General features: G+C 47.4%; 21 protein-coding genes. 5 read left to right on the forward strand and 16 right to left on the reverse strand.

Annotated features, from left to right (window positions below):
• Positions 1–110: 110 nt before the first annotated feature.
• Together CWE13_RS04350 and rnt are read left to right on the forward strand one after the other, a co-directional pair.
• Positions 111–1,436, forward strand: a complete 1,326-nt coding sequence (locus CWE13_RS04350) for an amidohydrolase (protein WP_126806262.1) — start codon at positions 111–113, stop codon at positions 1,434–1,436.
• Positions 1,437–1,466: 30 nt separating this feature from the next.
• A complete protein-coding gene (gene rnt, locus CWE13_RS04355) occupies positions 1,467–2,165 on the forward strand; it encodes a ribonuclease T (RefSeq protein ID WP_126806264.1) in 699 nt (232 codons plus the stop codon).
• 74 nt (positions 2,166–2,239) lie between these two features.
• On the opposite strand, the gene CWE13_RS04360 is transcribed toward rnt, so the two are convergent.
• Both CWE13_RS04360 and grxD read right to left on the reverse strand, forming a co-directional pair.
• Positions 2,240–2,845, reverse strand: a complete 606-nt coding sequence (locus tag CWE13_RS04360) for a peroxiredoxin (RefSeq protein WP_126806266.1) — start codon at positions 2,843–2,845, stop codon at positions 2,240–2,242.
• Positions 2,846–2,968: 123 nt separating this feature from the next.
• On the reverse strand, positions 2,969–3,334 hold the full coding sequence (gene grxD / locus CWE13_RS04365; protein WP_275540841.1) for a Grx4 family monothiol glutaredoxin: 366 nt from the start codon (positions 3,332–3,334) through the stop codon (positions 2,969–2,971).
• A 374-nt stretch (positions 3,335–3,708) separates the two neighbouring features.
• On the opposite strand from grxD, the gene sodB reads away from it, so the two are divergent.
• Positions 3,709–4,290, forward strand: coding sequence for a superoxide dismutase [Fe] (sodB, locus tag CWE13_RS04370; RefSeq protein ID WP_126806268.1), 582 nt, complete (start codon positions 3,709–3,711; stop codon positions 4,288–4,290).
• Between the two features lie 184 nt (positions 4,291–4,474).
• Here sodB and CWE13_RS04375 read toward each other — a convergent pair whose 3' ends face one another.
• From CWE13_RS04375 to fadR, 4 genes are all read right to left on the reverse strand, one after another.
• Entirely contained in the window at positions 4,475–5,335 is an 861-nt protein-coding gene (locus tag CWE13_RS04375) for a PA2778 family cysteine peptidase (protein WP_157980929.1), read from the reverse strand.
• A 141-nt stretch (positions 5,336–5,476) separates the two neighbouring features.
• Positions 5,477–5,836, reverse strand: coding sequence for a DUF6627 family protein (locus CWE13_RS04380; protein WP_126806272.1), 360 nt, complete (start codon positions 5,834–5,836; stop codon positions 5,477–5,479).
• 65 nt (positions 5,837–5,901) lie between these two features.
• Entirely contained in the window at positions 5,902–7,950 is a 2,049-nt protein-coding gene (locus tag CWE13_RS04385; protein WP_126807308.1) for a S9 family peptidase, read from the reverse strand.
• 50 nt (positions 7,951–8,000) lie between these two features.
• Complete coding sequence (fadR, locus tag CWE13_RS04390) at positions 8,001–8,711, reverse strand: fatty acid metabolism transcriptional regulator FadR (RefSeq protein ID WP_126806273.1); 711 nt, start codon at positions 8,709–8,711, stop codon at positions 8,001–8,003.
• A gap of 198 nt (positions 8,712–8,909) precedes the next feature.
• Between fadR and dsbB the strand changes: the two genes are divergently transcribed.
• On the forward strand, positions 8,910–9,482 hold the full coding sequence (dsbB, locus tag CWE13_RS04395; RefSeq protein WP_126806275.1) for a disulfide bond formation protein DsbB: 573 nt from the start codon (positions 8,910–8,912) through the stop codon (positions 9,480–9,482).
• A gap of 3 nt (positions 9,483–9,485) precedes the next feature.
• Here dsbB and CWE13_RS04400 read toward each other — a convergent pair whose 3' ends face one another.
• The 10 genes from CWE13_RS04400 to CWE13_RS04445 form a co-directional block, all read right to left on the reverse strand.
• A complete protein-coding gene (locus CWE13_RS04400) occupies positions 9,486–9,968 on the reverse strand; it encodes a YcgN family cysteine cluster protein (protein ID WP_126806277.1) in 483 nt (160 codons plus the stop codon).
• On the reverse strand, positions 9,968–10,714 hold the full coding sequence (locus CWE13_RS04405) for a fumarylacetoacetate hydrolase family protein (RefSeq protein ID WP_126806279.1): 747 nt from the start codon (positions 10,712–10,714) through the stop codon (positions 9,968–9,970). Before CWE13_RS04405 ends, CWE13_RS04400 begins: the two co-directional genes overlap by 1 nt.
• A 4-nt stretch (positions 10,715–10,718) precedes the next feature.
• The gene (locus CWE13_RS04410; RefSeq protein ID WP_126806281.1) at positions 10,719–11,744 is read right to left on the reverse strand and encodes a lytic murein transglycosylase; all 1,026 of its coding nucleotides are present in this window, start codon (positions 11,742–11,744) and stop codon (positions 10,719–10,721) included.
• 62 nt (positions 11,745–11,806) lie between these two features.
• A complete protein-coding gene (locus CWE13_RS04415) occupies positions 11,807–12,064 on the reverse strand; it encodes a YcgL domain-containing protein (RefSeq protein WP_126806282.1) in 258 nt (85 codons plus the stop codon).
• A gap of 44 nt (positions 12,065–12,108) precedes the next feature.
• Entirely contained in the window at positions 12,109–13,248 is a 1,140-nt protein-coding gene (gene rnd, locus CWE13_RS04420; RefSeq protein ID WP_126806284.1) for a ribonuclease D, read from the reverse strand.
• A gap of 26 nt (positions 13,249–13,274) precedes the next feature.
• The gene (gene fadD / locus CWE13_RS04425; protein WP_126806286.1) at positions 13,275–14,930 is read right to left on the reverse strand and encodes a long-chain-fatty-acid--CoA ligase FadD; all 1,656 of its coding nucleotides are present in this window, start codon (positions 14,928–14,930) and stop codon (positions 13,275–13,277) included.
• A gap of 135 nt (positions 14,931–15,065) precedes the next feature.
• Positions 15,066–15,899, reverse strand: coding sequence for an alpha/beta fold hydrolase (locus CWE13_RS04430; RefSeq protein ID WP_126806288.1), 834 nt, complete (start codon positions 15,897–15,899; stop codon positions 15,066–15,068).
• Entirely contained in the window at positions 15,896–16,609 is a 714-nt protein-coding gene (locus CWE13_RS04435) for a Slp family lipoprotein (RefSeq protein WP_126806290.1), read from the reverse strand. Before CWE13_RS04435 ends, CWE13_RS04430 begins: the two co-directional genes overlap by 4 nt.
• Positions 16,610–16,690: 81 nt before the next feature.
• Positions 16,691–17,395, reverse strand: coding sequence for a tRNA (adenosine(37)-N6)-threonylcarbamoyltransferase complex dimerization subunit type 1 TsaB (tsaB, locus tag CWE13_RS04440; RefSeq protein WP_126806291.1), 705 nt, complete (start codon positions 17,393–17,395; stop codon positions 16,691–16,693).
• Complete coding sequence (locus CWE13_RS04445) at positions 17,392–19,359, reverse strand: DNA repair helicase YoaA (RefSeq protein WP_126806293.1); 1,968 nt, start codon at positions 19,357–19,359, stop codon at positions 17,392–17,394. The genes tsaB and CWE13_RS04445 overlap by 4 nt, the downstream gene beginning before the upstream one ends.
• 63 nt (positions 19,360–19,422) lie before the next feature.
• Here CWE13_RS04445 and CWE13_RS04450 point away from each other — a divergent pair, with 63 nt between their 5' ends.
• Complete coding sequence (locus tag CWE13_RS04450; protein WP_198677890.1) at positions 19,423–21,426, forward strand: YfiR/HmsC family protein; 2,004 nt, start codon at positions 19,423–19,425, stop codon at positions 21,424–21,426.
• The last annotated feature ends 195 nt before the right edge of the window (positions 21,427–21,621 follow it).

Here is a 21,621-nt window from a genome sequence, read left to right on the forward strand (position 1 = left end):
TCGAGGCATCGTTCATTAACCGGCCGTTGAGGAAGAAAGCGCCAATATGTTGCGCTCTCCATGGCGCACTGCAATACTGAGCTTAACCCCACACATTTGGAGTGAACACAATGAAGCTCACAATTATTGGTTTAATCGCACTTTTGGCAATTCCTTTCGCCACAACGAGTTACGCTGAATCAACAAACACTACCGCCGATACAACCTCCTCTGCGCGTCATGCCACTATTAGTGATGCATTAGAGCAACGTGTAATTGAATGGCGCCGTGATCTGCACCAGCACCCCGAGTTAAGTAATCGCGAGTTTCGCACTTCAGGTATCGTTGCCGAGCATTTGCGTGCATTAGGTTTAGAGGTAACCACCGACATCGCGCATACCGGTGTTGTTGGTATACTTCGTGGCGCCCATCCAGGGCCTACGGTTGCTCTACGTGCGGATATGGATGCACTACCGGTAAAAGAAATGACTGACGTGCCATTTGCTTCCACCGCAACCGGGCAATACCGTGGCCGTGAAGTGCCCGTAATGCACGCCTGCGGCCATGACCTCCATGTTGCTATGTTAATGGGTGCCGCCGAATATCTGGCTGGAATTCAGGCGGAGCTTAGCGGCGACATCATGTTTATCTTTCAGCCCGCCGAAGAAGGTGCCCCAGATGGCGAGGAAGGTGGTGCGGAGCTCATGCTCAAAGAAGGCTTGTTTGATATCGCGAAACCCGATGCCGTATTTGGAATCCACGTTTGGTCTGCCGGCACTACCGGCCATATTGGCTATCGCCAAGGGCCTTTAATGGCATCATCCGATCGTTTTGAAATTCGAGTGCTGGGTGAACAAACCCATGGTTCACGCCCATGGGGCGGCATTGATCCAATCGTTGTAGCCAGCCAAATTATCAATAATGTACAAACCATTGTGAGCCGGCAAGTGAATATCACCAAAGCACCTGCTGTGGTAAGCTTTGGCATCGTTGAAGGCGGCGTGCGCAACAATATTATTCCTGATGAAGTATACCTCGAAGGTACCATCCGCAATTTTGATATGGATATTCGCAGCGAAATTTTCGAAAAACTAACAACCACCGCCGAAATGACCGCTGCCGCCAGTGGCGCTAAAGCTGAGGTGACCATTGACGAGGGCTACCCCGTTACGGTAAACAGCCCTGATTTAGTTACCCGAATGATGCCAACAACGGAACGTATTATTGGTCGTGAGAATCTGTATGAAGCCGATTTAGTGACCGGTGCAGAAGATTTCTCATTTTACGCATTGGAAGTACCGAGTATGTTTGTGTTTCTTGGAATTACACCGCCGGACCAGGATCCCTCGGCGGCGCCCAGTAACCATTCACCATACTTTTATGCCGACGAAGATTCTTTGCGTGTTGGTACCGAGCTTCTGATTAATTGGGCGTTGGATTATCCGGCCGCACGTTAAGTTTGTAACTTTAAATATAAAAGGATATTCATGAGTGATTCACCAGCCGACGAGAGCAATCAAGGCAAGAAAGCCTTGGCACTAAAAGATCGCTTTCGTGGGTATTTTCCGGTTGTCATCGATGTAGAAACCGCTGGTTTTAACGCGAAAACCGATGCCCTTCTTGAAATAGCGGCGGTATTGGTAGATTTCGATGACAACGGCCAGCTTGTGCCGGTAGCCACACATCATGCTCACATCAAGCCTTTTGTAGGTGCCAACATTGAACAGGCTGCTATTGATTTTAACGGTATTGAACCATTCAGCGAATTACGTGGCGCGATTGATGAAGGCGAAGCCTTACGGGATATGTTCCGTGCTATTCGTAAAGCGCAAAAAGCGGCCGATTGTCAGCGCTGTGTGCTGGTGGGCCACAATGCCACTTTTGATCATAGTTTCTTGATGGCGGCGGCGGAACGCGCGAGTTTGAAGCGAAATCCTTTTCACCCTTTTGTTACTTTCGATACCACCGCATTAGCAGCGCTTACGATCGGCCAAACGGTGTTAGTAAAGGCTTGCCGGGCCGCTGGCATCCCGTTCGATAGCAAAGAAGCACACAGCGCAGTGTACGATACTGAACGCACCGCAGAACTATTTTGCTGGATGGTGAATCGCTATCAAAACTTAGGGGGTTGGCCACTCACCCCCGCGCCCGAAACGCCAGAGCCAAGCACCACCCCAGATCAGTAAGCAGCCAACAAAAAAGGCGAAATCAGAAACGATTTCGCCTTTTTTAATGCAGAATTTAACCTGCTAATATGTGCTTATAACTTACCGCTATTCTTCGATAAGTAATCAGCAACACCTTTCGCATCAGCTTTCATGCCTTCATCACCAGCATTCCAGCCCGCTGGGCATACTTCACCGTGTTCTTGGTGGAAGTTCAACGCATCAACCATACGTAGCATTTCGTCTACGTTACGGCCCAATGGTAAATCGTTTACCACTTGATGACGCACTTGGCCTTCTTCATCAATTAAGAATGACGCACGGAATGCAACACCTGCTTCTGGGTGCTCAATATCGTAAGCTTTTACGATTTCATGTTTAACGTCAGCAACCAGTGGGTATTTAACTTCGCCGATACCGCCCTTCTCAACTGGCGTGCTGCGCCATGCGTGATGCGAGAATTGTGAATCGATAGACACACCAATCACTGCTACGCCACGCTTTTCAAATTCAGCTAAACGCTTATCAAAAGCGATTAATTCAGATGGACAAACAAACGTAAAATCGAGCGGGTAAAAGAAAAGCACCGCTTTTTTACCTTTGATGTGGTCGCTCAGAGTGAAACCTTCAACAATTTCACCATTACCCAATACTGCTGCCGCAGTAAAATCAGGGGCCTGACGGCCAACTAATACAGCCATTTTATCTCTCCGTTTTTTGGTTATATTTGGGTAGTGAACACTACCTAAAGTTACGTGTTGGAATACGCTAGCAACGTATTAAAGATATTGGGGTTGCTCATGAAAAAAACAACCCCAAGAAAATCACTCAGCGCCGTTTTCATCTACTTCTGGCGCGGCTTCCGCTACAAGCGGTTGCAATTCACCTTGTTGGAACATTTCCAGAATAATATCGCAACCACCAATTAACTCACCGTTAATCCATAGTTGTGGAAATGTTGGCCAATCCGCTATACGCGGAAGTTCAGCGCGAATATCAGGATTCTGCAAAATATCAACATAAGCGAACGGCTTACCGCACGCCATCAACGCCTGAGATGCCTGCGCTGAAAAACCACAGCTTGGTAATTTTGGCGAACCTTTCATATATAACAAAACTGGATTCTCAGCGATTTGTTCGCGAATGCGTGCTTCTGTATCTTGGGTTTGCTCTGGCTGCATATCTTGCATAACAACTCCTTAAAAAATAAAAGTAGGCCGATATCACAAAAGGCCGTGTAGCACTCTCATATCACTTTAAATTATTTCGCTTAAAGCGTATCGCCATGTGAAGGCGTGCATTATAACACAAGCAAGATAATGGGATGAACCATCTGAACACATTACGATTATTGTTTTACACCCTTGAAATCCAAATCAAGCGCCACCATGTATACTTTAACGTTATAGCAAAATAATGGCCTTTTTCGCTTGCCATTGTCTGTTATGGGCAACAACCGCTATAATGAAAAAAGAATTTAGGATTACCGGCAACCATAAGCCACGGTTACCATTTTATAAGGTTATGGTTGTCAGCATTATGACAACGAATGGAGAAGCATAATATGTCTTTTGAATTACCAGCACTTCCTTACGAAAAAAATGCACTTGAACCACACATTTCTGCTGAAACTTTAGAATATCACTATGGCAAACATCACCAAACATACGTTGATAAGCTAAATGGCCTTGTTGAAGGTTCTGAGTTTGCCGGTAAATCTTTAGAAGAAATCGTGAAAACTTCTAGCGGTGGCGTATTTAACAATGCAGCGCAAATTTGGAATCACACTTTCTATTGGCATTGCTTAAGCCCAAATGGCGGCGGCGAACCAACTGGCGCATTGGCAGAAGCCATTAACAAAAAATGGGGTTCTTTCGAGAAGTTTAAAGAAGCCTTTACCACCAGCGCTGTGAACAATTTTGGTTCAAGCTGGACGTGGTTAGTGAAAACCAAAGATGGCGGTGTTGATATTGTGAACACCAGCAACGCAGAAACGCCAGTTACTGATGAAAGCTATGTTCCAGTATTAACCGTAGATTTGTGGGAACACGCATACTACATTGATTACCGTAATGCTCGTCCGAAGTACATGGAAGCATTCTGGTCGTTAGTGAACTGGGAATTTGCTAGCAAAAACTTCGGTTAATGCGGCATTAGAGATACCCAGACGTATCGAAACAAAAAACGGCACCCACGGGTGCCGTTTTTTTTTTCGTTCAGCAGCCTTGAGCGCGGAATAACAGCCTTGAGCGGGGAGTAACAGCCTTGAGCGGGGAGTAACAGCCTTGAGCGCGGAACAACAGCCTTGAGCGCGGAACAACAGCCTTGAGCTAATCAGCAGCCTTGAGCGTGCTCACGGCCTTACCATAAACCGAGTGCTCCGGCGCTAAGCGCTCTGCAGTAGCGGCAGAAAGCTGTGCCTCCGCTACCTTGCCTTGCCGAAATAAGGCCCAAGCTAGGTTATAAAAGATAGCCGCCTCTTGGGGATCGAGTTCACTTGCGCGATAGTAATGTTCTTCGGCCAGCCCGTAGTTCTGCTGCTGATAAGCAATATTACCCATTCCGAACGCACTCGTTGCATCATTAGGCCAACGTTGTTCAGCCGCTTCATAGCCCGCTAAGGCCGTTTGCCAGCGTTGTTGCTGTTCCATTGTCGCAACTGCTGCAAAATAGCGCAGCGGCTCTGCTGTAGCCGGTGTAAGGCCGTTCGGTGGGACTACCATGGCCCAGTAATCGGCCAACTGCCAAGTACGCTCAAATGCGCGCAGCGACATCTCTTCACGTTTATTAGTACCTGAACGTAAAATTATGGTTTCAGAATCTGGTTTGAACCCCACTACTACAGCGTAGTGCCATTGCGGCCAACGGGCTAATGCGAGATTCTGCAATACTAATACTGGATTTCCAGAATACAACTCGCGCAGCAACGCTGAAAATTCGGTATCAAGCACATACGGAATTCGCTCAGCCCGGCGGCTTGCAGCTATCAATTCCGCTTGCAAGCTACCTTGGCGATCAGGAATATAAATTTGCTCGCGCAATGTATCCGGATGCGCCGAATCCACGCCACTCACCTTTAATACCGTAGCAAGCGCAGCCGGCCCACATTGATAATCTTCTTGCGGAAAAAATGGCGTATCACGCAACTCTACCGGTTGATATTCATGCAACGGGAGATCGGTATGTTGCATAGGCATGCTACTGCATGCTGTGAGAAAGAAAAACGAGAAAACCGCCACAACTACTATTCTCAGTAGCGGGCGGTTTTTATGAACGCAGTTGCTTCGTTTCTTGCTTTGATTCTGGCTAAAACGCAATGAAAATACTACCTATTAGCGAGCCACAAGCAACCATACAAGAACAATAACTAAAATAGCACCGAGGCTAATACTAACGCCTGCGCCTGCTGGAAGCTCTTCAATACCAGCGGTCAATTCCAATACTTCAGCATCGGTCATTGCACTAACGCGCGCAATCGCTTCATCAGGATTAACGCCATATTTTACCAGCTGCTCGCGAACATCATCGCGCTGCAGTTGTTCCGTTAACTGTGCTCGATCAAGCCCTGATTGCTTTTCGGCAACAACATCGTGAGTACTAACAATATCAGCATGCGCAACCGGCATCACAGCAGGGTTGAAAACAAAAGTACCGAGTAACAAAGAGGTACCAATCGCTAATTTCTTATTCATATATCGCTCTCCTTGGTTGTTGTTACTACCACTATAGTCTAGAAATCGATGGAATGATGTAAAGATTAGTTATTCTTTTCACGATATTTTTCAAACCAATAGATCACATACGCCGGCTTTGCCATGTGGTTACTCGGCCGAGTATGCAATGCATGGGATGCGCCGGGAACACGAACCATGGCTGTATCGATTCCGCGTAATTGTAACGCTTGATAATACTGCTCGGTTTCCGAAATCGGCGTACGATGATCCGATTCACCCGTAAATAATAGTGTTGGTGTTGAAACGTTACCAACGTATGAAATTGGCGAATGCTTCAAATAATGCTCCGGATTTTCCCACGGTAAATCAGGGAACCAATACTGGCTAAAGTAGTTATACATATCCGCATTCAAGGCAAAGCTATACCAATTGATTACCGGATTAACCGCGGCCGCTGCCCGGAAGCGATCGGTATGGCCTATCGACCAAGTAGTGAGCACACCCCCACCGCTACCGCCGGTAATAAAGAGTTCATCTTCGTTGATAAAGCCTTTCGCAATTACCGCATCTACACCGTCCATCAAATCGTTATAATCGTGGCTTGGATAGTTATGGTGAATCAGGTTAGCAAAATCTTCCCCATAGCTAGTTGAACCACGTGGATTGGTATACAACACCACATAACCCTGCGCCGCCATCAACTGAAGCTCCATGGCAAAATAGGGGCCATAGGCTGCGTGCGGGCCACCATGGATTTCAAGTATCAAAGGATACTGTTTATCCGCATCAAAACCTGGCGGATACATTATCCAGCCCTGAATATCGCGCTCATCTACCGAAGAGGTATACCAAATCTCTTCCACTTTACCGATTTCGCGTTTTGCCACCAGATCACGGTTCAACTGTGTAATGGTGCTAGGGCTTGAGTTCATGCGCAATACCGCGAGTTCTGCGGGATGTTCGGTGCTCGCCTGCGTGTAAACTAGGCGATTATTGCTCACTACCGCAAATTGCCCGCCCGTATACGGCCGGCTATACGCGACACCTCCCATATCATCAGTTAACACTTGCAACTCACCATCAAGCGGCTGATAAGCAATATTGCCTTTTCCTTGTGCATCATAAGCAATAAACACACCTTGGCTATTCGGCGCCCACTCAAAACTGCTCACGTGCTGATCGAGATTCGCACTGAGGGAGCGTACGCCACTGCCATCCGTGCGCATCACATATAACTGCTGGTTCTGTTGCGCTAACTTACGATCATCCACACCGGTATAGGCAATCCAATCACCATCAGGGGAAACTTGTGGGTTACTATCCGGGCCATAACGCTCGGTAAGCGCTGTGATTTCGCGGCTTTCAATATCTAACCGATACACTTCACTGTTCAGGGGTTGCTGATGCTCATCAGCGCGGCGATTCGCCGAGAAATACAACGCACTACCATCAAGCGCCCAGCTTAAGCTGCCGCCATGATTAAAATCACCAGACGTCAGTTGAATTGGCGTACCGCCCTCAGCGGGCATAATGTAAATGTGCCGATATCCGGCAGGTAAATAACCCGCGCCATCGGCACGATATTGGCGGCTATCGAGGTAGATAGGTGGTTGCGCCCAATCAGCCCCTTCGGGTTTGCCCGGCAAACTTACCGGAGCTGAACGCTTCTCAGGGGTGAACATAACAAACGCCAACCATTGGCCATCCGGCGACCAACTTAGTGAAGAAGGCCCGTGTTGAAGATGGGAAATTTGGCCGCTGCGCCCAGAACTCGCCCAGTGCATGTGAATTTGGCCATCGGCTACATAGGCTAAACGATCACCCATTGGCGACCAAACCGGCTGTTGCGCATTTTGCTCATTTGGTGTGAGGGGCTGTAATTGTGAGCCATCCGCGTTCACTGTCCATAAACGGCTGCGGCGGCGGTCACTTTGCCGATCCATCCAAGTTCGCACAAATACAATTTCTTCAGAACTTGGACGCGGCGCGGGAGAGCTGGCGTACTCTAATAAGAATACATCATCATACTGCAAGGGCGTTTTCGCCGATTCAGCACTTTGTGCCGCTGCGGAACAGGTAATAAACGCCAGTAGAGAAATAGAAACGGATAATATTTTTTTGGTTTTAAACATCATGCTTCTCGTTATCTAAAGGGTGATTAGCATGCGGTTAAACCCACATTTTAATCCACCAAGTTTTCAGGAATTGAATCGCGTAAGTTTTTCCAAATTGCGGCTGAATCATAACCGTATTGGCGCACTAAATTCATCGCACCGGTATGATCGCCAGCTTCTACCAAGGTTAACATTTCTTCGTAATACTTGCGGGCAAGCTCACGGCCCACCGGTTCGGCAAAATAAAACTGGCCAATACGTGCATATAAGCCTTTAAAGCCATTTAATACTAATACATAAATCGGATTGCCTGAAGCAAACGCGAGTTCATGATTTAATTGGTAATCGAAATCAGCAAAGGCTTTAGGGGTGTCTTCTACCGTTTGTGCAGTGCGCAATACTTCTGCAGCCCGTTCTTTATTCTGGCGAATCGCTTGGCGAATATAAATGGCACTAATATTCGTGCGCGCAGAAAGCAACTGATCAACCAGATCCGGCATGCCATCTTCATCAAGGCGGGCCAGAGTTTCCAGAATATTAAGCCCAGATGTTTCCCAGAAGTTATTCACTTTGGTAGGTTTACCATGTTGAATGGTCAACCATCCATCGCGTGCTAACCGCTGCAAAACTTCTCGTAAGGTAGTGCGAGTAACGCCAATTAACTCCGACAACTCACGTTCTGCAGGCAAAATAGATCCAGGTGCGAAATCACCTTTCCAAATAGATTTCACAATAAATTCTTCTGCAAACCCAGCTGGGCTTTTTGCTTTAATAAACATAAGTGCCTTTCTTCGCTAAATCGTTTAAATTCGATAGGAACAACGTTTGATTGTAACTTGCCGGTAATGGTCGGACAAGTTTTAGATGCTTATCTAGCAACAGAATCCGCTGCACAGGCATTCTTTTTCTTTCGTTCTTGGGTTAGCATGCTGTTTTAATTTAACAATTCGCTACTTGAAGTTAACCATGGAATTGCGATGAATACGAATAAAAATAAACTCACCTCGGGCTTTACATCCGGCATCACACCGTTGCATCGCATCGCTGAGTGGCCACAGCATCGTTGGCCTTGGCTGTTGCTAGCTCTCGTTAGCACCGGTTTAGTAATCACTGCGCTGGTGATGCAGCACGTACAAGGATTAAATCCGTGTGTGCAATGTATTTACCAGCGCACTGCCATGATTGGTGTTGCGCTTTTTGCATGGCTCGGTTTCCTAGCACCACAAAAAGCCTTTGTCCGTATTGTTGCCTATGCGGGTTGGATAACGTCGGCTTGGGCCGGGCTATCGGCAGCGAACCATCATTTATGGTTACAACGCGAAGCAAACCCGCTCTTTAATAGTTGCGCCGCATTCCCTGATTTTCCAACTTGGGCGCCGTTACACGAGTGGTTTCCAAGTATATTTGCCGTAACAGGTATGTGTGGTGATGATGGTTGGCGCTTACTCGGCTTAAATATGCCAGAGTGGATGCAAATCATTTTCTTTATATTACTCGCGATCGCGGTAGTAATACTCGTAATTCGATTGCTCTACTTACGAAAAGTATAAAACCTAACTCGATTCATCCGCGAGTGGCCAAAGTACAATTAAGCCATCTTCAGCTTTACACTCTGTATCATGTACGGTGGGGTGGCAGGTAACTGCCATTCCCGCCGCTTCCATAGGCTGCCGCGAACCTGCGTGCAAAAGCGGATGCCAACTGGGTAACCCGCGCCCTTCATACAATCGCCGATATGCACAGCTGGGCGGCATAAAATGAATATTCGGTAATGCCGCCAACGATAGTTGTACGCAATCAGGAACAAACTCGTGACGATTCACATAATTACTGCACCCACCGGATTTGGTATCGAGCAACTGACATGCAACATTGGTGTAATGTAAATCTTCACCCAGCGCCATGGGCGCATCGGCATCCAACGCATCGTTTTCGTCTAAAAGCTTATGCAAACAACACTTACCGCAGCCATCACAAAGCGATTCCCATTCCGCCACGGTCATCTCGGTTAATGTTTTTTCTTGCCAAAATGCCATTAGCGACCAACAACCCGTGTTTTCCAAGCATATTCTTGGCCATTACCGGTGATTAATTTCGCACTTAAATTATCACCCACAGCTAAAGGCCCCACTCCCGCTGGCGTTCCCGTAAACACAATATCGCCAGCTTCCAAAGTAAATACCGAGGATATCTCGGCCAGCAAATCAGCCACCGAGAAAATCATCTCTGTTACTTTGCCTTCTTGCTGCACTACACCATTGCGCTCAAGCTGAAAACTAGCTTTACTCACATTGCCAAAGACATTCGCAGAAACGAAAGGCCCCAATGCTGCACTGCCATCAAACGCTTTTGCTCGCTCCCAAGGGTGGCCTTTAGCTTTTAACGCATCTTGCAAATCGCGCAGTGTTAAATCTAAACCCAAGGCATAACCGGCTACATTAGTGAGGGCGTTGTCTGCACTTACACCCTGCATCAAACCACCAATTAACACCGCTAATTCAAGTTCGTGATGGCATGCCCCCTGCCCGGTAGGAATGCGTAAACGCTCTCCGTGCAGGGGCTGAATTGCTGAGGATGGCTTCATAAACAAAAGCGGTGATTCCGGCACCTCGTTCCCGAGCTCTTTGGCATGGTCAGCGTAATTTCGCCCAACACACACAATTTTACCTGCCGTTGATGCCATCGGCCCGCCATTAACCGAATACAAAGCCCGATCAATCGGCATGGTTACATCGGGTAAACCAACGCCATGACGCTTGAACGTGTATTGGTTAATCGCCATGTACTTATTGCCCCATCTGAATACGATCAGATAAATGCCCAACCACCACTACAAAATAGTTAGAGCGGTTCCAGCGCATAAGTACATCCCAATTATGGTAAGCAAGGAATGCACGGCCATCTACGCCATCAGGAATAATCACTGAAGCCGGTATCTCGCGCGTTGGTAAATCGCTCCCATCATAACGACGAATACCTAAATCTTGCCACTCTGAGAGTAGTTTCTTGGTACCTAAACCAGCGCTCTCAACATCAAAGCCTTCGGGCAACTGTACTTGCCGACCCCAGGTTTTAGTGTCATCCCAACCCACGTTTGCTAAGTAATTTGCAGCGGAAGAAAACACATCGGCGTAGCTGTTCCAGATGTCAATTTTGCCATCGCCATCACCATCTACAGCGTAGGATAAAAATGAGCTTGGCATAAATTGTGTTTGCCCCATGGCACCGGCCCAGGAGCCACGCATTTGTTCTGGCTCAATGTGCCCAGCATCAATAATTTCCAACGCCTGCATAAGTTGGCGCTTGAAAAATTCTTCCCGGCGGCCTTCGTAAGCTAGAGTTGATAACGAAGAGATAACACGGAAGTTCCCAGTGTAACCACCATAGTTGGTTTCAATGCCCCATAACGCCACGATAAAACGGGGTTGCACACCGTACTCAGCGCCGATACGCTCTAACAATTCTTTATGCTCGTTATACTTCTCAATCCCTTGGCGCACTTTCCAATCTGGCACAGCGCGCGGTAAGTAAGTATCGAGGGTAATAGTAAACTCAGGTTGATTGCGATCAGCAGTAACGGCACGCTCGTAAAAGCTCACATCCACAAATGCTTTCTCTATGGTTGCCGCTGAAATACCATGTGCCAATGCTTCTTCTTTCAGTTTCTCTACGTAAGCAGGAAAGCCTTCAACGTCAACATCATTGGCACGCGCACTACCCGCTGAGAATAGCGTAAGCGTCATGATCACGAACGCGATACGCGCATTTGCCACCGTGAAATACGGTATAAATTTATTCTTGAAACCTTGCATGGGATTTCCTCTTTACGTGGTTCTTCGGCGATTACCCAGAACGTGTAGATAATTCGTGGTTACTATTCCGGTGTTTTTAGCAAACTTACTACCGGTGGCGGTACTTGTAGATAGTACCCCTCTGTATTCAGGTGTTCCAGTAGCTTTACACCAGATATACGCGCCAGCTGTCGTTCCGGCGTTATCGATAGTTTCGTTACCAGTTGTTCAGGCGTAAACAGCTTTTGCAATACTTCAGGCAATTCAGCTATATCGGCTTTCAGAGGAAGATATAAATAGGTATCCGCTTTTTTTGGCGAACGTAATATGCGAACTAACATGCTCACCTCAATTTACTGCTGTATAAGCCCAATCAGTGGCGAGCTTAACGATTTGCTGCCACTAATTCGGCCATCGATGTTGCTACTAACTCACCACGCCAACCATTATACAAATCTGGGCTGTAAAGTTTTGCTTTGGTAGATTCACGGGTGAAGTGCTGCCACACATATACTTCGTTAATTTGTTTGCGCGACCCCATCAACGGCACAGGAATATTTGCCGCTTCCCCAGCTTCTTTTAACAGCGCCTTCGCTGCTTTGAAAAAGCGCTTATATTGTGAATCTTGATCATAGCGCGGAATTTCTTCCGGATGTTCAGATTCCGGTACCGCGGCACCGCGTTCAACACACTGCAAAATGGCTTCACCATAAAGGCGTAATGATTTTGGGTGTAATTCTTCTATTTGGCTCAATTCATGCCGATTGCTTGGCTTCTTCCGCGCTATATCGGTGAGAATATGATCACGCGCCACAAAAGGTAGGGCTATGTTCTTTTCCCGCGCTAACTCTAATCGCCACTGCGCTAATTCGCGAAGAATTGCTCGGCCAGTACCATCCAGTAGATTCACGCCACCAATATCTCGCCAAGCCAATTCCGCTACGGTTTCACGGGCACGTTTCGCCACTTGCTCTTGGCATTCGGCCAGCACCAATGGCTCCATGCCGGAAGCAACCGTTTTTGCACGCAATGTTGGATAAAGCTCCGCTAAATATTCAACATCAGCCGCCGCATACTCAAGTTGTGCCGGGCTTAATGGCCGCTGCAACCAATCAGTACGGCTCTGGCTTTTATCCAAACTAACGTCGAGCATTTGCTCCACTAATCCGGCATAACCAATTTGCGAACCATCCGTGATAAAAGCATTGGCAATTTGTGTATCGAATAAATATTTCGGCGCCGCGTTGTTGCGCTGAAATATTTCTAAATCCTCGCCTGCAGCGTGCAATACCGTGATCACATCACTTCGCAACAGCTGCCACAAAGCGCTTAAATCAACTCCATTCAACGGATCGATAAGCACAATTTCGGCACCTGTTCGCGCTTGTACCAAACCAAGTTCAGCATATAGCGTGCGCGTTCTTACAAATTCGGTATCTAGCGCCAGCCAACCGTTGGCTTGCGCTAGATCGCAAAACGCCACCAATTCCTCGGTGGCGTTTATCATACGAAAGTTCTTAGTCATCCAATATTCCGAACTGTTGTCTCGTATTAATTATCACGTAGTTCCCGACGCAGAATTTTACCAACATTAGTTTTTGGTAATTCATCACGGAACTCTACAAGTTTTGGTACTTTGTAAGCGGTAAGGTTTTCGCGGCAATAATCAATTAGCTCTTTTTCTGCAAGCGATTGATCTTTCTTCACCACTACAATTTTAACAACTTCGCCCGAGGCTTCGTGCTCAACACCCACAGCCGCTACTTCCAATACTTTCGGATGGCTCGCCACCACATCTTCGATTTCATTTGGGTATACGTTAAAGCCCGATACCAAAATCATATCTTTTTTGCGGTCTACGATACGGAAGAAACCATGTTCATCCATAGTCCCCATATCACCAGTCGCGAACCAACCGTCTTTTATGGCGTTATCCGTATCTTCTTGGCGGCCTAAATAACCCGCCATTACTTGCGGGCCTTTCGCCCAAATCTCACCGGTTTCGCCTTGCGGTACTTCTTTGCCATCTTCATCCACAATAATTACGTCGGTTGAAGGCAAAGGAATACCAATGCTGCCAGTATAATGCTCGATATCAAATGGGTTTGCAGTCACCACCGGCGAACATTCCGTTAGGCCATAGCCTTCCAACAATGCCGAACCCGTAACTTTTTCCCAGTTTTCAGCGACAGCGCGCTGCACAGCCATACCGCCGCCTAACGCAATTTTCAGATGTGAAAAATCGAGATCTTTGAAACCTGGCGTATGTAACAAGCCATTGAACAACGTATTTACGCCCGAGATCATGGTGAACTTGTGCTTACTCAGTTCTTTAACAAACGCCGGCATATCACGTGGGTTAGTAATCAAGATATTTTTGCCACCAAACTTCAGGAAAGCTAGGCAGTTCGCCGTTAACGCGAAAATATGATAAAGCGGTAATGCGGTAATCACTACTTCTTTGCCATCGGTTAAACGCGGCAAAATGAAGGCTGAGATTTGATCTAAATTAGCCACCATATTCCGGTGCGTTAGCATTGCGCCTTTGGAAACACCTGTGGTACCACCGGTATACTGTAAGAATGCTAATGCATCACCGGCAATTTCTGGCCGCGTATAGGTTTTCTTACTGCCAATACTCAAGGTTTCATTGAATTCAACGGTGTTGCTCAGGCTATATGCTGGCACCATTTTCTTCACGTACTTCACTACGAAGTTAACAATCCAGCGCTTTGGAACCGGCAACATATCGCCAATACCCGTCAAAATAACCTTATCGAGCTTCACGTCTTTCTCAATCTTAGCTAGGGTTTCTGCGAAGTTCTTGAGAATAACAATGGCTTTGGTTTTCGAATCATTCAACTGATGCTTTAATTCGCGGGCGGTATACAGTGGATTCACATTTACCACTGTCATGCCTGCACGCAAAATACCAAACAAAGCAACAGGATATTGCAGAAGGTTAGGCATCATGACGGCAACTGGATCGCCTTTCTTAAGGCCTAATCCTTGCAAATACGCAGCAAACTGCTCTGTTAGTTTGTCCAACTCACCATAGGTAATTTCATGGTCCATGTTGCTGAACGCCGGAGAATCTTTATATTTCTTTACGCTCTCTTCAAAAATATCAACCAAAGATGCGTAATGATCCGGATCGATTTCCGTCGGAACCCCGTTTGGATAACGTTTTAACCAAATCTTTTCCACCGTGAATGCTCCTGATTAGCTATTATTCTTAAAATTAAAAACGCGTAATATTCGCATATCAGACCAGTTGTTCCTAGCGCTTATCTCGATTTTATCTGCATTTTTAGCACGATTTCCCCGAAATACATCGCGAATTCAATCTAGTCTGTTTATTAATTGCGCTACCCGCTCTGGCTGTTGCATGTGCACATGATGCCCCCCAGACAAGGTATGAACCTCTAATTGCGGAACATGTTTTCGCCATGCAGCCACAGCTTTCAATAAATCTTTGCTACCCGTGTCACCTAAAATTAACTGCACTGGGCATGCGATATGTTTCAACATATCGGTAGCATTGGCTTCTGTAAAGCGAATTGGTGATGCCAATCGAACTCTTGGATCGATGCGCCACGTTACACCAGACGCTACGGTTTCTAAATTACGTTCAATAATTAAACGTGCTAAATCTTCGCTTAGTTCACTTTTCTCAGCTCTTAACTTTACTAAGCGTGCACTATTAGAGTACACCGGTGCGGTTTTATCGGCCAGTCGCTTGCGCTCAAAAATAGCTTTACTGAGATGTTCAACCACATCCCCTTGCGTACTAATATAGAGCCCGAATGCTTCTATCAAGGTTAACTTGCTCACACGCTCAGGGCAAATACTCGCCACCAGTTGGGCTACATAGCCTCCCATACTGTGCCCTACTAGATGCAAATCGTGCACATCTTCTTGTTCAAGAAAGGCCACCACATCAGCAACGTACTCGGTAAAGTAGTACCAACCCCCGTTAGGTCTATGGCCTGAATGGCCGTGCCCGGGGAAATCGAGAAAACTGCGATGAAAATTATCGAGATGAGGTTCTAGCGGCGCGAAGCTTTGAGCATTATCGAGCCACCCGTGTAAACCAAGTAGTTTTGGAAACGACTGCGGGCCCGATTTAAGGCCCGCAAGTTCGATATGTGGAAGTTTAGTAGTAAACGGCTTCATTCAATAATAAGCCGCTCAGCACGATCAACTGGCGGTTGGCGTGGTTCACTACGTTGACGTGGCGGCTCACTTGGCTGCTGGCTTGGTGGGCGCTGATTATCACCGCGATTAGGCCGGCCACCATCTTGATTTACCCCACCATGCGGAAAATAATGGTACGGGTAGTAGTGATACGGGTGCACCCGATAAGGGCCAACACCGTATAGATAATTCCGGTAGCGTGGAGAATAAATATCGTAACGCCAATCATCAACACGTGGTGCTTCTTCGCGCCATAGCTCAACACCACTCGCTTGCACCACTGGGAACTCATAAACGTACTCACCGATCATGCCAGCTTCAGTTTCCGTGTATGCACCAAGCACAGTGATCATTCGCCCTTTGGCATAGACTTCAGGATCAGCAAATCCATCAACCACAACGCGGAAACGACCATAGGTTTCATCATTCGATTGCGGCCGGCCAAAACTACGGAGTGCGAAGCCAACCACCTCAATTTCTGAGTTATTTTCACGATTTCGCACTTCAGCAATAATGCCGCCCCAGCGCACTTGCTCGCCAAGTGTTGCTTCCGGCGCAGCGCGAACTTGCTCGAAGGTTGTTAATTCACTGCCATCGCCACGCACCGATTGGGGTATTTGCGAAGCGCACCCCGTTAGCGTGAGCGCTAAAATGAATACAGACAAACCAAATAATACAGGCTTTTTCATCTCACTTTCCTCAGTTATTCCGCCACAACGGGGCGTGTAAACAACCTCGCATGAAGCGATTTCAATCGCCACCCCTGAGCTTTAAGAACGGCCGGGTAGCTTTTGCCACGTTACTTCGTTACGAACATAATGAACATCAAAGTCTTCCGCTGCAACTGCCTTTCCATTTATTAAACGTTGTGTGGCGATGGGTAGCATATCTTCTGCATGCGGAAAACGAATGTCAGTAGGCGTAACCCTTGCTTCAGTGCCAAAGCGCGCGGCGAGAACTTCCGGATAAGTAACAAAGCCTGTACCTACCGTGAACCATTCATATTCAGCCGCTAATGCCTTTACGGTATCAGGTGCACATACAATTTCCTTGCCCTGCATAACCATCAGACCATGCTCTGCCAAACAGGTTCCAAAATACACCTCACCCATGCGCGCATCAATCGCTGCTACCACCGCTTTCGCACCATGCAAACGCAATGCTTGCTGTGCCATGGCTTCTAGGCTGGACACTCCAATTAATGGAATATCTTGGCTAAACGCTAGCCCTTGCGCAATGCCTGCCGCAATACGAACCCCGGTAAAGCTACCCGGACCGCGACCAACCACGATAGCATCTAAATCAGCTAAGGTGATTTTGGCTTCAGCCAACACGTCCTGCACATACGGTAAAATTAAATCCGCATGCTTTCTTGGTGCTTCTTGGCCCCGAGTAATCAACTGCTGACCATCTGTATACGCAACCGAACAATATTCGGTTGCGCTATCTATGGCGAGTAATCGCGAGCTATTCATTCATCGTCTCCTGCAACCGCTTCCATGATCGGCACATCAGTGCCTTTTAATGCATCGGCCGCGGCTAAAAATTGTAAGGTTTTTGCTAAAGATCGGGTTCGGGCCATCGCCGGCAAGCTGCTCAAAAAAGTAGCGCCATAGCGTTTGGTAACAATACGGTTATCGCAAACAATCAAAACACCCCGATCGGTGACATCGCGAACCAAACGCCCTGCGCCTTGCTTCATAGCAATCACCGCTTGCGGTATTTGAATGCTGGCAAACGGATCACCACCGCGCATACGGCAATCTTCAACGCGTGCCTGCAATAGCGGTTCATCGGGCGAGGTAAACGGCAATTTATCAATAATCACGCACGTTAGTGCATCGCCGCGCACATCAACTCCCTCCCAAAACGAGCTGGTTCCCAAAAGCACGCCATTGCCGGCTTCCACAAAGGTGCTTAATAATTCGCGCTTGCTACTTTGTCCTTGCACCATCAACGGCCGATCAATGGTATCCGTTAACGCCTGGGCCACTTTTTGCAGCATCCGGTGGCTGGTAAACAGCACAAATGTACCGCCTGGGTTTACCGCAATCACATCGCGGACAATGCTAATGAGCGCATCCGCCATTTGCGGCGCATGAGGTTCGGGCAAATAACGCGGCAAACAAAGCATGGCTTGCTTAGCAAAATCAAATGGGCTATCCAGAATTAACGTTTTCGCATTCCCTAAACCTAAGCGCTCGCTAAAATAATCGAACGAACCATCAACGGTAAGGGTTGCTGAGGTAAATACCCAACGCGCTTCCTGCTCTGCTAGTTGGCGGCCAAAAGGCTCAGCTACCGAGAGCGGTGTGCGGTGCACGGTCAAATGGCGTTGGCTGGTTTCATACCAATAGCTATAACCCGTTACCTGCGTATTCAAAAGGAGATCCCAACGCTTGCGAATTAAATCTAAGCGTTCAAAACACTGATCCAAATCCTTATCGCGCCCTACCAAATTTTTGCAAATGGCCTGCGCTCTACTAATCAGCTCTGCTAAATGGGTACTCGCTTTCGCACGTTCATCTTGATTCAAGGCATCACGCCAGTTCCCACGCTCTGGATCCATGGGGAAATTCAAACGTAAATCTCGCGCTGCGCGCTCAAGCTGATCTGCTATTTGCGATAGTGATTTAGCATCGCGCACCACGGTTTTATAAAGAAATTGCAGATCTTTACACAAATCCACCAAACCGCGTGTGGAAACGGTGTCACTGAAATATTGGCTCGCAATATCGGGTAATTGGTGCGCTTCATCGAACACCACCATATCGGCCGCGGGAATCAGTTCGCCAAAGCCAGTATCTTTCAATACCAAATCAGCACAAAATAAATGGTGATTCACCACCACAATATCGGCCTCTAATGCTTCTTTCCGAGCTTTCACTAAGTAACAATCTTCGTACTGGGGGCAATCACGCCCGAGGCAGTTGTCGATAGTGCTGGTTACCCGCGGAATAACGGGCGCATCTTCCGGTAACGAGGCTAATTCACCTAAATCACCGCTTCGCGTGCGGTTCGCCCAATCACGCACTTCCTGCAATTGCGCAAGCACCGTGCTATCCGCATCTTCCGGATGCTTAATCGATTGTTCAAGCCGATTTAAACATAAGTAATTGGAGCGGCCCTTCAGTAACGCGGCTACGGCTTGTGGTGCCAACGCATCGCGGAGCTGGGGTAAATCCCGATGAAATAACTGTTCTTGTAAATTCCGAGTTCCGGTTGAAAGGATAACTTTACCGCCACGTAAAAGCGCAGGTGCTAAATAGGCAAACGTTTTACCCGTGCCTGTTTCCGCTTCCACCACAAGTTGATCCCCAGCCTTGCTAAGCGATTCAATCGCAGCGGCCATTTTCTGCTGAGCGGGGCGGGGTTGGAAGCCTGGAAGCGATTTACTTAACGCGCCACCAGATGTAAAAACTGCGGTTACCTCTGACATCCTTTCTTCCTTTACGTTATGCTTACGGCATTATTTCATAAGTTGCTTAGGATGCCGAATGTTATGATGCGTCGGTTTTTGCTGATTCCTTTAATAATAGTGAGTTTGGCGCTCACCATAATGCCCGTTGGCAGCGCGGCTACACAGTTGAGTGCGCAAGCGAACGCACAAAATCGTAGCGCAATAAATGATCGTAGCGCAGAAATCACCCCGGAAGAGTTGCGCGCCGCCTATTTATCGAATGTGGTGCAGTACGTTACATGGCCCAACGAATCCGTGCGCCAGCAACTTACCATAGGTGTACTAGGCAATGAAGCGGTATATCAGCAACTCATTTCTGCACCCATTTTGCCGGTACGCGGGTTGCGTATCGATGTAGAGCTACTTACCCGACCAAACATGGCAAGTGATGTTGATATACTCTACATTGCACCCGGTGCCTCGCATCAACTGAATAGTGCGTTTAATGCCACGCGTTCACGGCCTATTCTGGTGGTTAGCGAACATTCACCTGTGCGTGAAGAAATGATGATTAACTTGGTCAGTGGCAGCCAAAATCGCCTAGCATTCCAAGTGAATAGCGATCGTATTCAAGATAGCGGCCTGCGCTCTACGCTCGATCTGCTAACCTTACGCGGCAATGAGCTTGAGCTTGCAGTATACGCGCGGCGGGCTTATCAACGGCTCGCGCAACTGCAAAGCGAACACCGAGAGCTGCAAGAAAACTTAACCACCACGCAAGATCAAAATAGCCAACTCCTGAGCCGAATTGAGGTATTAGAGCAAACCATTCGTGAGCGCGATAACGTATTGCGGGCGCAACAAGGCACGTTAGAAGATCGTGAGCAGGTAATGGAATCACAGCAATCCGCATTGCGGGATTTACTGAATGAGTTAGATCAGCAGCGCCAACAAATTCTCTTGCGTGAAGAGCAGCTGCGGCAAATTCAACAAACGTTACGGCAAAGTGAATCCTTGCTCGCTGCACAACAAACCGAACTCAATGAAAAAGAGCAACAGCTCCGGCAAAAGCAACTCGAAAGTGACGACCTCGCCGAACGGATTACCGCCAACCGCAATGTACTTGCGGTACAACAGCAACAACTGCGTGATCAGCGGAATGCGCTCGATGAGCAGCTCGCGTTATTAGAATCTCGCGAGCGCACCATTGATCGGCAACGATTATATTTGTGGGCTATTGGCGCCGCGTTTTTGATCGCCTTAATTCTGGCCTTCACCACCGTTGTTATGTTTTTGAATAAGAAAAAAACCGCAGGCCAACTCATGTTTGCTTTGGATGAATTACATGAGGCACAAGACAAACTGGTGGAATCAGAAAAAATGGCGGCGTTAGGGAATTTAGTAGCTGGGGTGGCGCATGAAGTGAATACCCCGTTGGGTGTGGCTATTACCGGTACCAGCATGGTGAACGATAGAATTACCGTGCTAAAAGAGCACCTGACCCAAGGCAATTTAACCCGTGAGCAGCTTACAAATTTCTTAGATCGAAGCGCAGATTCGCTCAGCCTCACGCAAAAGAATCTATCACGGGTGGGTGCTTTGATTAGCAACTTCAAGCAAATTGCTGTGGATCAAATGGTGGCCGAACAACGTGAAATTGATTTGCGGGGCTATTTAGAAGAAGTAATGTCTACCCTTTCTATCGAGCTACGCCGAGCCGGTATCAATTATGAGATCAGTATCCCGAAAGATATTCGCATGGTTACCATTCCCGGTGCCATGGCGCAAATTATTACCAACCTCGTAACCAACTCGATTCGCCATGCCTTTAAAGAACCGGGCGGTGAATTACGCTTAGAAGCAGAATCGATTGAGGGCAACCAAATTCGCCTGAAGTTTATCGATAATGGTGCGGGAATGAATAACGAAACGTTGACGCAAGTTTTCGATCCTTTCTTCACTACCAAGCGTAATGAAGGCGGAACAGGATTGGGGATGTCGATCGTATATAACTTGGTGCGGCAGAAATTGCGCGGCGATATCACCGTAAAAAGTGAGGAAGGTAAAGGCACCACCTTTATGCTGGTGTTACCGAAATCGTTGTAAACGTGCTGAGGTTTGAAGAATATATAAGGGAACACTTGCATTTTTCTCTCAGCAACGTAAAATCCATACAACTTTACGAATTAATGCAGAATTACAAGGTCAAAATGATGGTTTTATTATACAACTTTGCAGGCAACTTCATGAGCGGCGCCAGTGCGTTAGCTGCATGTAGTGTGTGCGAAGCAGTAGCCACAA

It is taken from the genome of Aliidiomarina shirensis, from assembly GCF_003987345.1.
GTDB lineage: Bacteria > Pseudomonadota > Gammaproteobacteria > Enterobacterales > Alteromonadaceae > Aliidiomarina > Aliidiomarina shirensis.

Excerpts from the sequence above, each read along its gene's own strand:
- dsbB (WP_126806275.1), top strand. The coding sequence starts at position 8,910 with ATGAATACGAATAAAAATAAACTCACCTCGGGCTTTACATCCGGCATC.
- grxD (WP_275540841.1), bottom strand. The coding sequence starts at position 3,334 with ATGCAAGATATGCAGCCAGAGCAAACCCAAGATACAGAAGCACGCATT.
- CWE13_RS04445 (WP_126806293.1), bottom strand. The coding sequence starts at position 19,359 with ATGTCAGAGGTAACCGCAGTTTTTACATCTGGTGGCGCGTTAAGTAAA.
- CWE13_RS04410 (WP_126806281.1), bottom strand. The coding sequence starts at position 11,744 with ATGCAAGGTTTCAAGAATAAATTTATACCGTATTTCACGGTGGCAAAT.
- CWE13_RS04400 (WP_126806277.1), bottom strand. The coding sequence starts at position 9,968 with ATGGCATTTTGGCAAGAAAAAACATTAACCGAGATGACCGTGGCGGAA.
- CWE13_RS04415 (WP_126806282.1), bottom strand. The coding sequence starts at position 12,064 with ATGTTAGTTCGCATATTACGTTCGCCAAAAAAAGCGGATACCTATTTA.
- rnt (WP_126806264.1), top strand. The coding sequence starts at position 1,467 with ATGAGTGATTCACCAGCCGACGAGAGCAATCAAGGCAAGAAAGCCTTG.
- rnd (WP_126806284.1), bottom strand. The coding sequence starts at position 13,248 with ATGACTAAGAACTTTCGTATGATAAACGCCACCGAGGAATTGGTGGCG.
- CWE13_RS04350 (WP_126806262.1), top strand. The coding sequence starts at position 111 with ATGAAGCTCACAATTATTGGTTTAATCGCACTTTTGGCAATTCCTTTC.
- CWE13_RS04405 (WP_126806279.1), bottom strand. The coding sequence starts at position 10,714 with ATGGCGATTAACCAATACACGTTCAAGCGTCATGGCGTTGGTTTACCC.
- CWE13_RS04450 (WP_198677890.1), top strand. The coding sequence starts at position 19,423 with ATGATGCGTCGGTTTTTGCTGATTCCTTTAATAATAGTGAGTTTGGCG.
- CWE13_RS04360 (WP_126806266.1), bottom strand. The coding sequence starts at position 2,845 with ATGGCTGTATTAGTTGGCCGTCAGGCCCCTGATTTTACTGCGGCAGCA.
- CWE13_RS04385 (WP_126807308.1), bottom strand. The coding sequence starts at position 7,950 with ATGTTTAAAACCAAAAAAATATTATCCGTTTCTATTTCTCTACTGGCG.
- fadR (WP_126806273.1), bottom strand. The coding sequence starts at position 8,711 with ATGTTTATTAAAGCAAAAAGCCCAGCTGGGTTTGCAGAAGAATTTATT.
- tsaB (WP_126806291.1), bottom strand. The coding sequence starts at position 17,395 with ATGAATAGCTCGCGATTACTCGCCATAGATAGCGCAACCGAATATTGT.
- CWE13_RS04380 (WP_126806272.1), bottom strand. The coding sequence starts at position 5,836 with ATGAATAAGAAATTAGCGATTGGTACCTCTTTGTTACTCGGTACTTTT.
- CWE13_RS04430 (WP_126806288.1), bottom strand. The coding sequence starts at position 15,899 with ATGAAGCCGTTTACTACTAAACTTCCACATATCGAACTTGCGGGCCTT.
- sodB (WP_126806268.1), top strand. The coding sequence starts at position 3,709 with ATGTCTTTTGAATTACCAGCACTTCCTTACGAAAAAAATGCACTTGAA.
- CWE13_RS04435 (WP_126806290.1), bottom strand. The coding sequence starts at position 16,609 with ATGAAAAAGCCTGTATTATTTGGTTTGTCTGTATTCATTTTAGCGCTC.
- CWE13_RS04375 (WP_157980929.1), bottom strand. The coding sequence starts at position 5,335 with ATGCAACATACCGATCTCCCGTTGCATGAATATCAACCGGTAGAGTTG.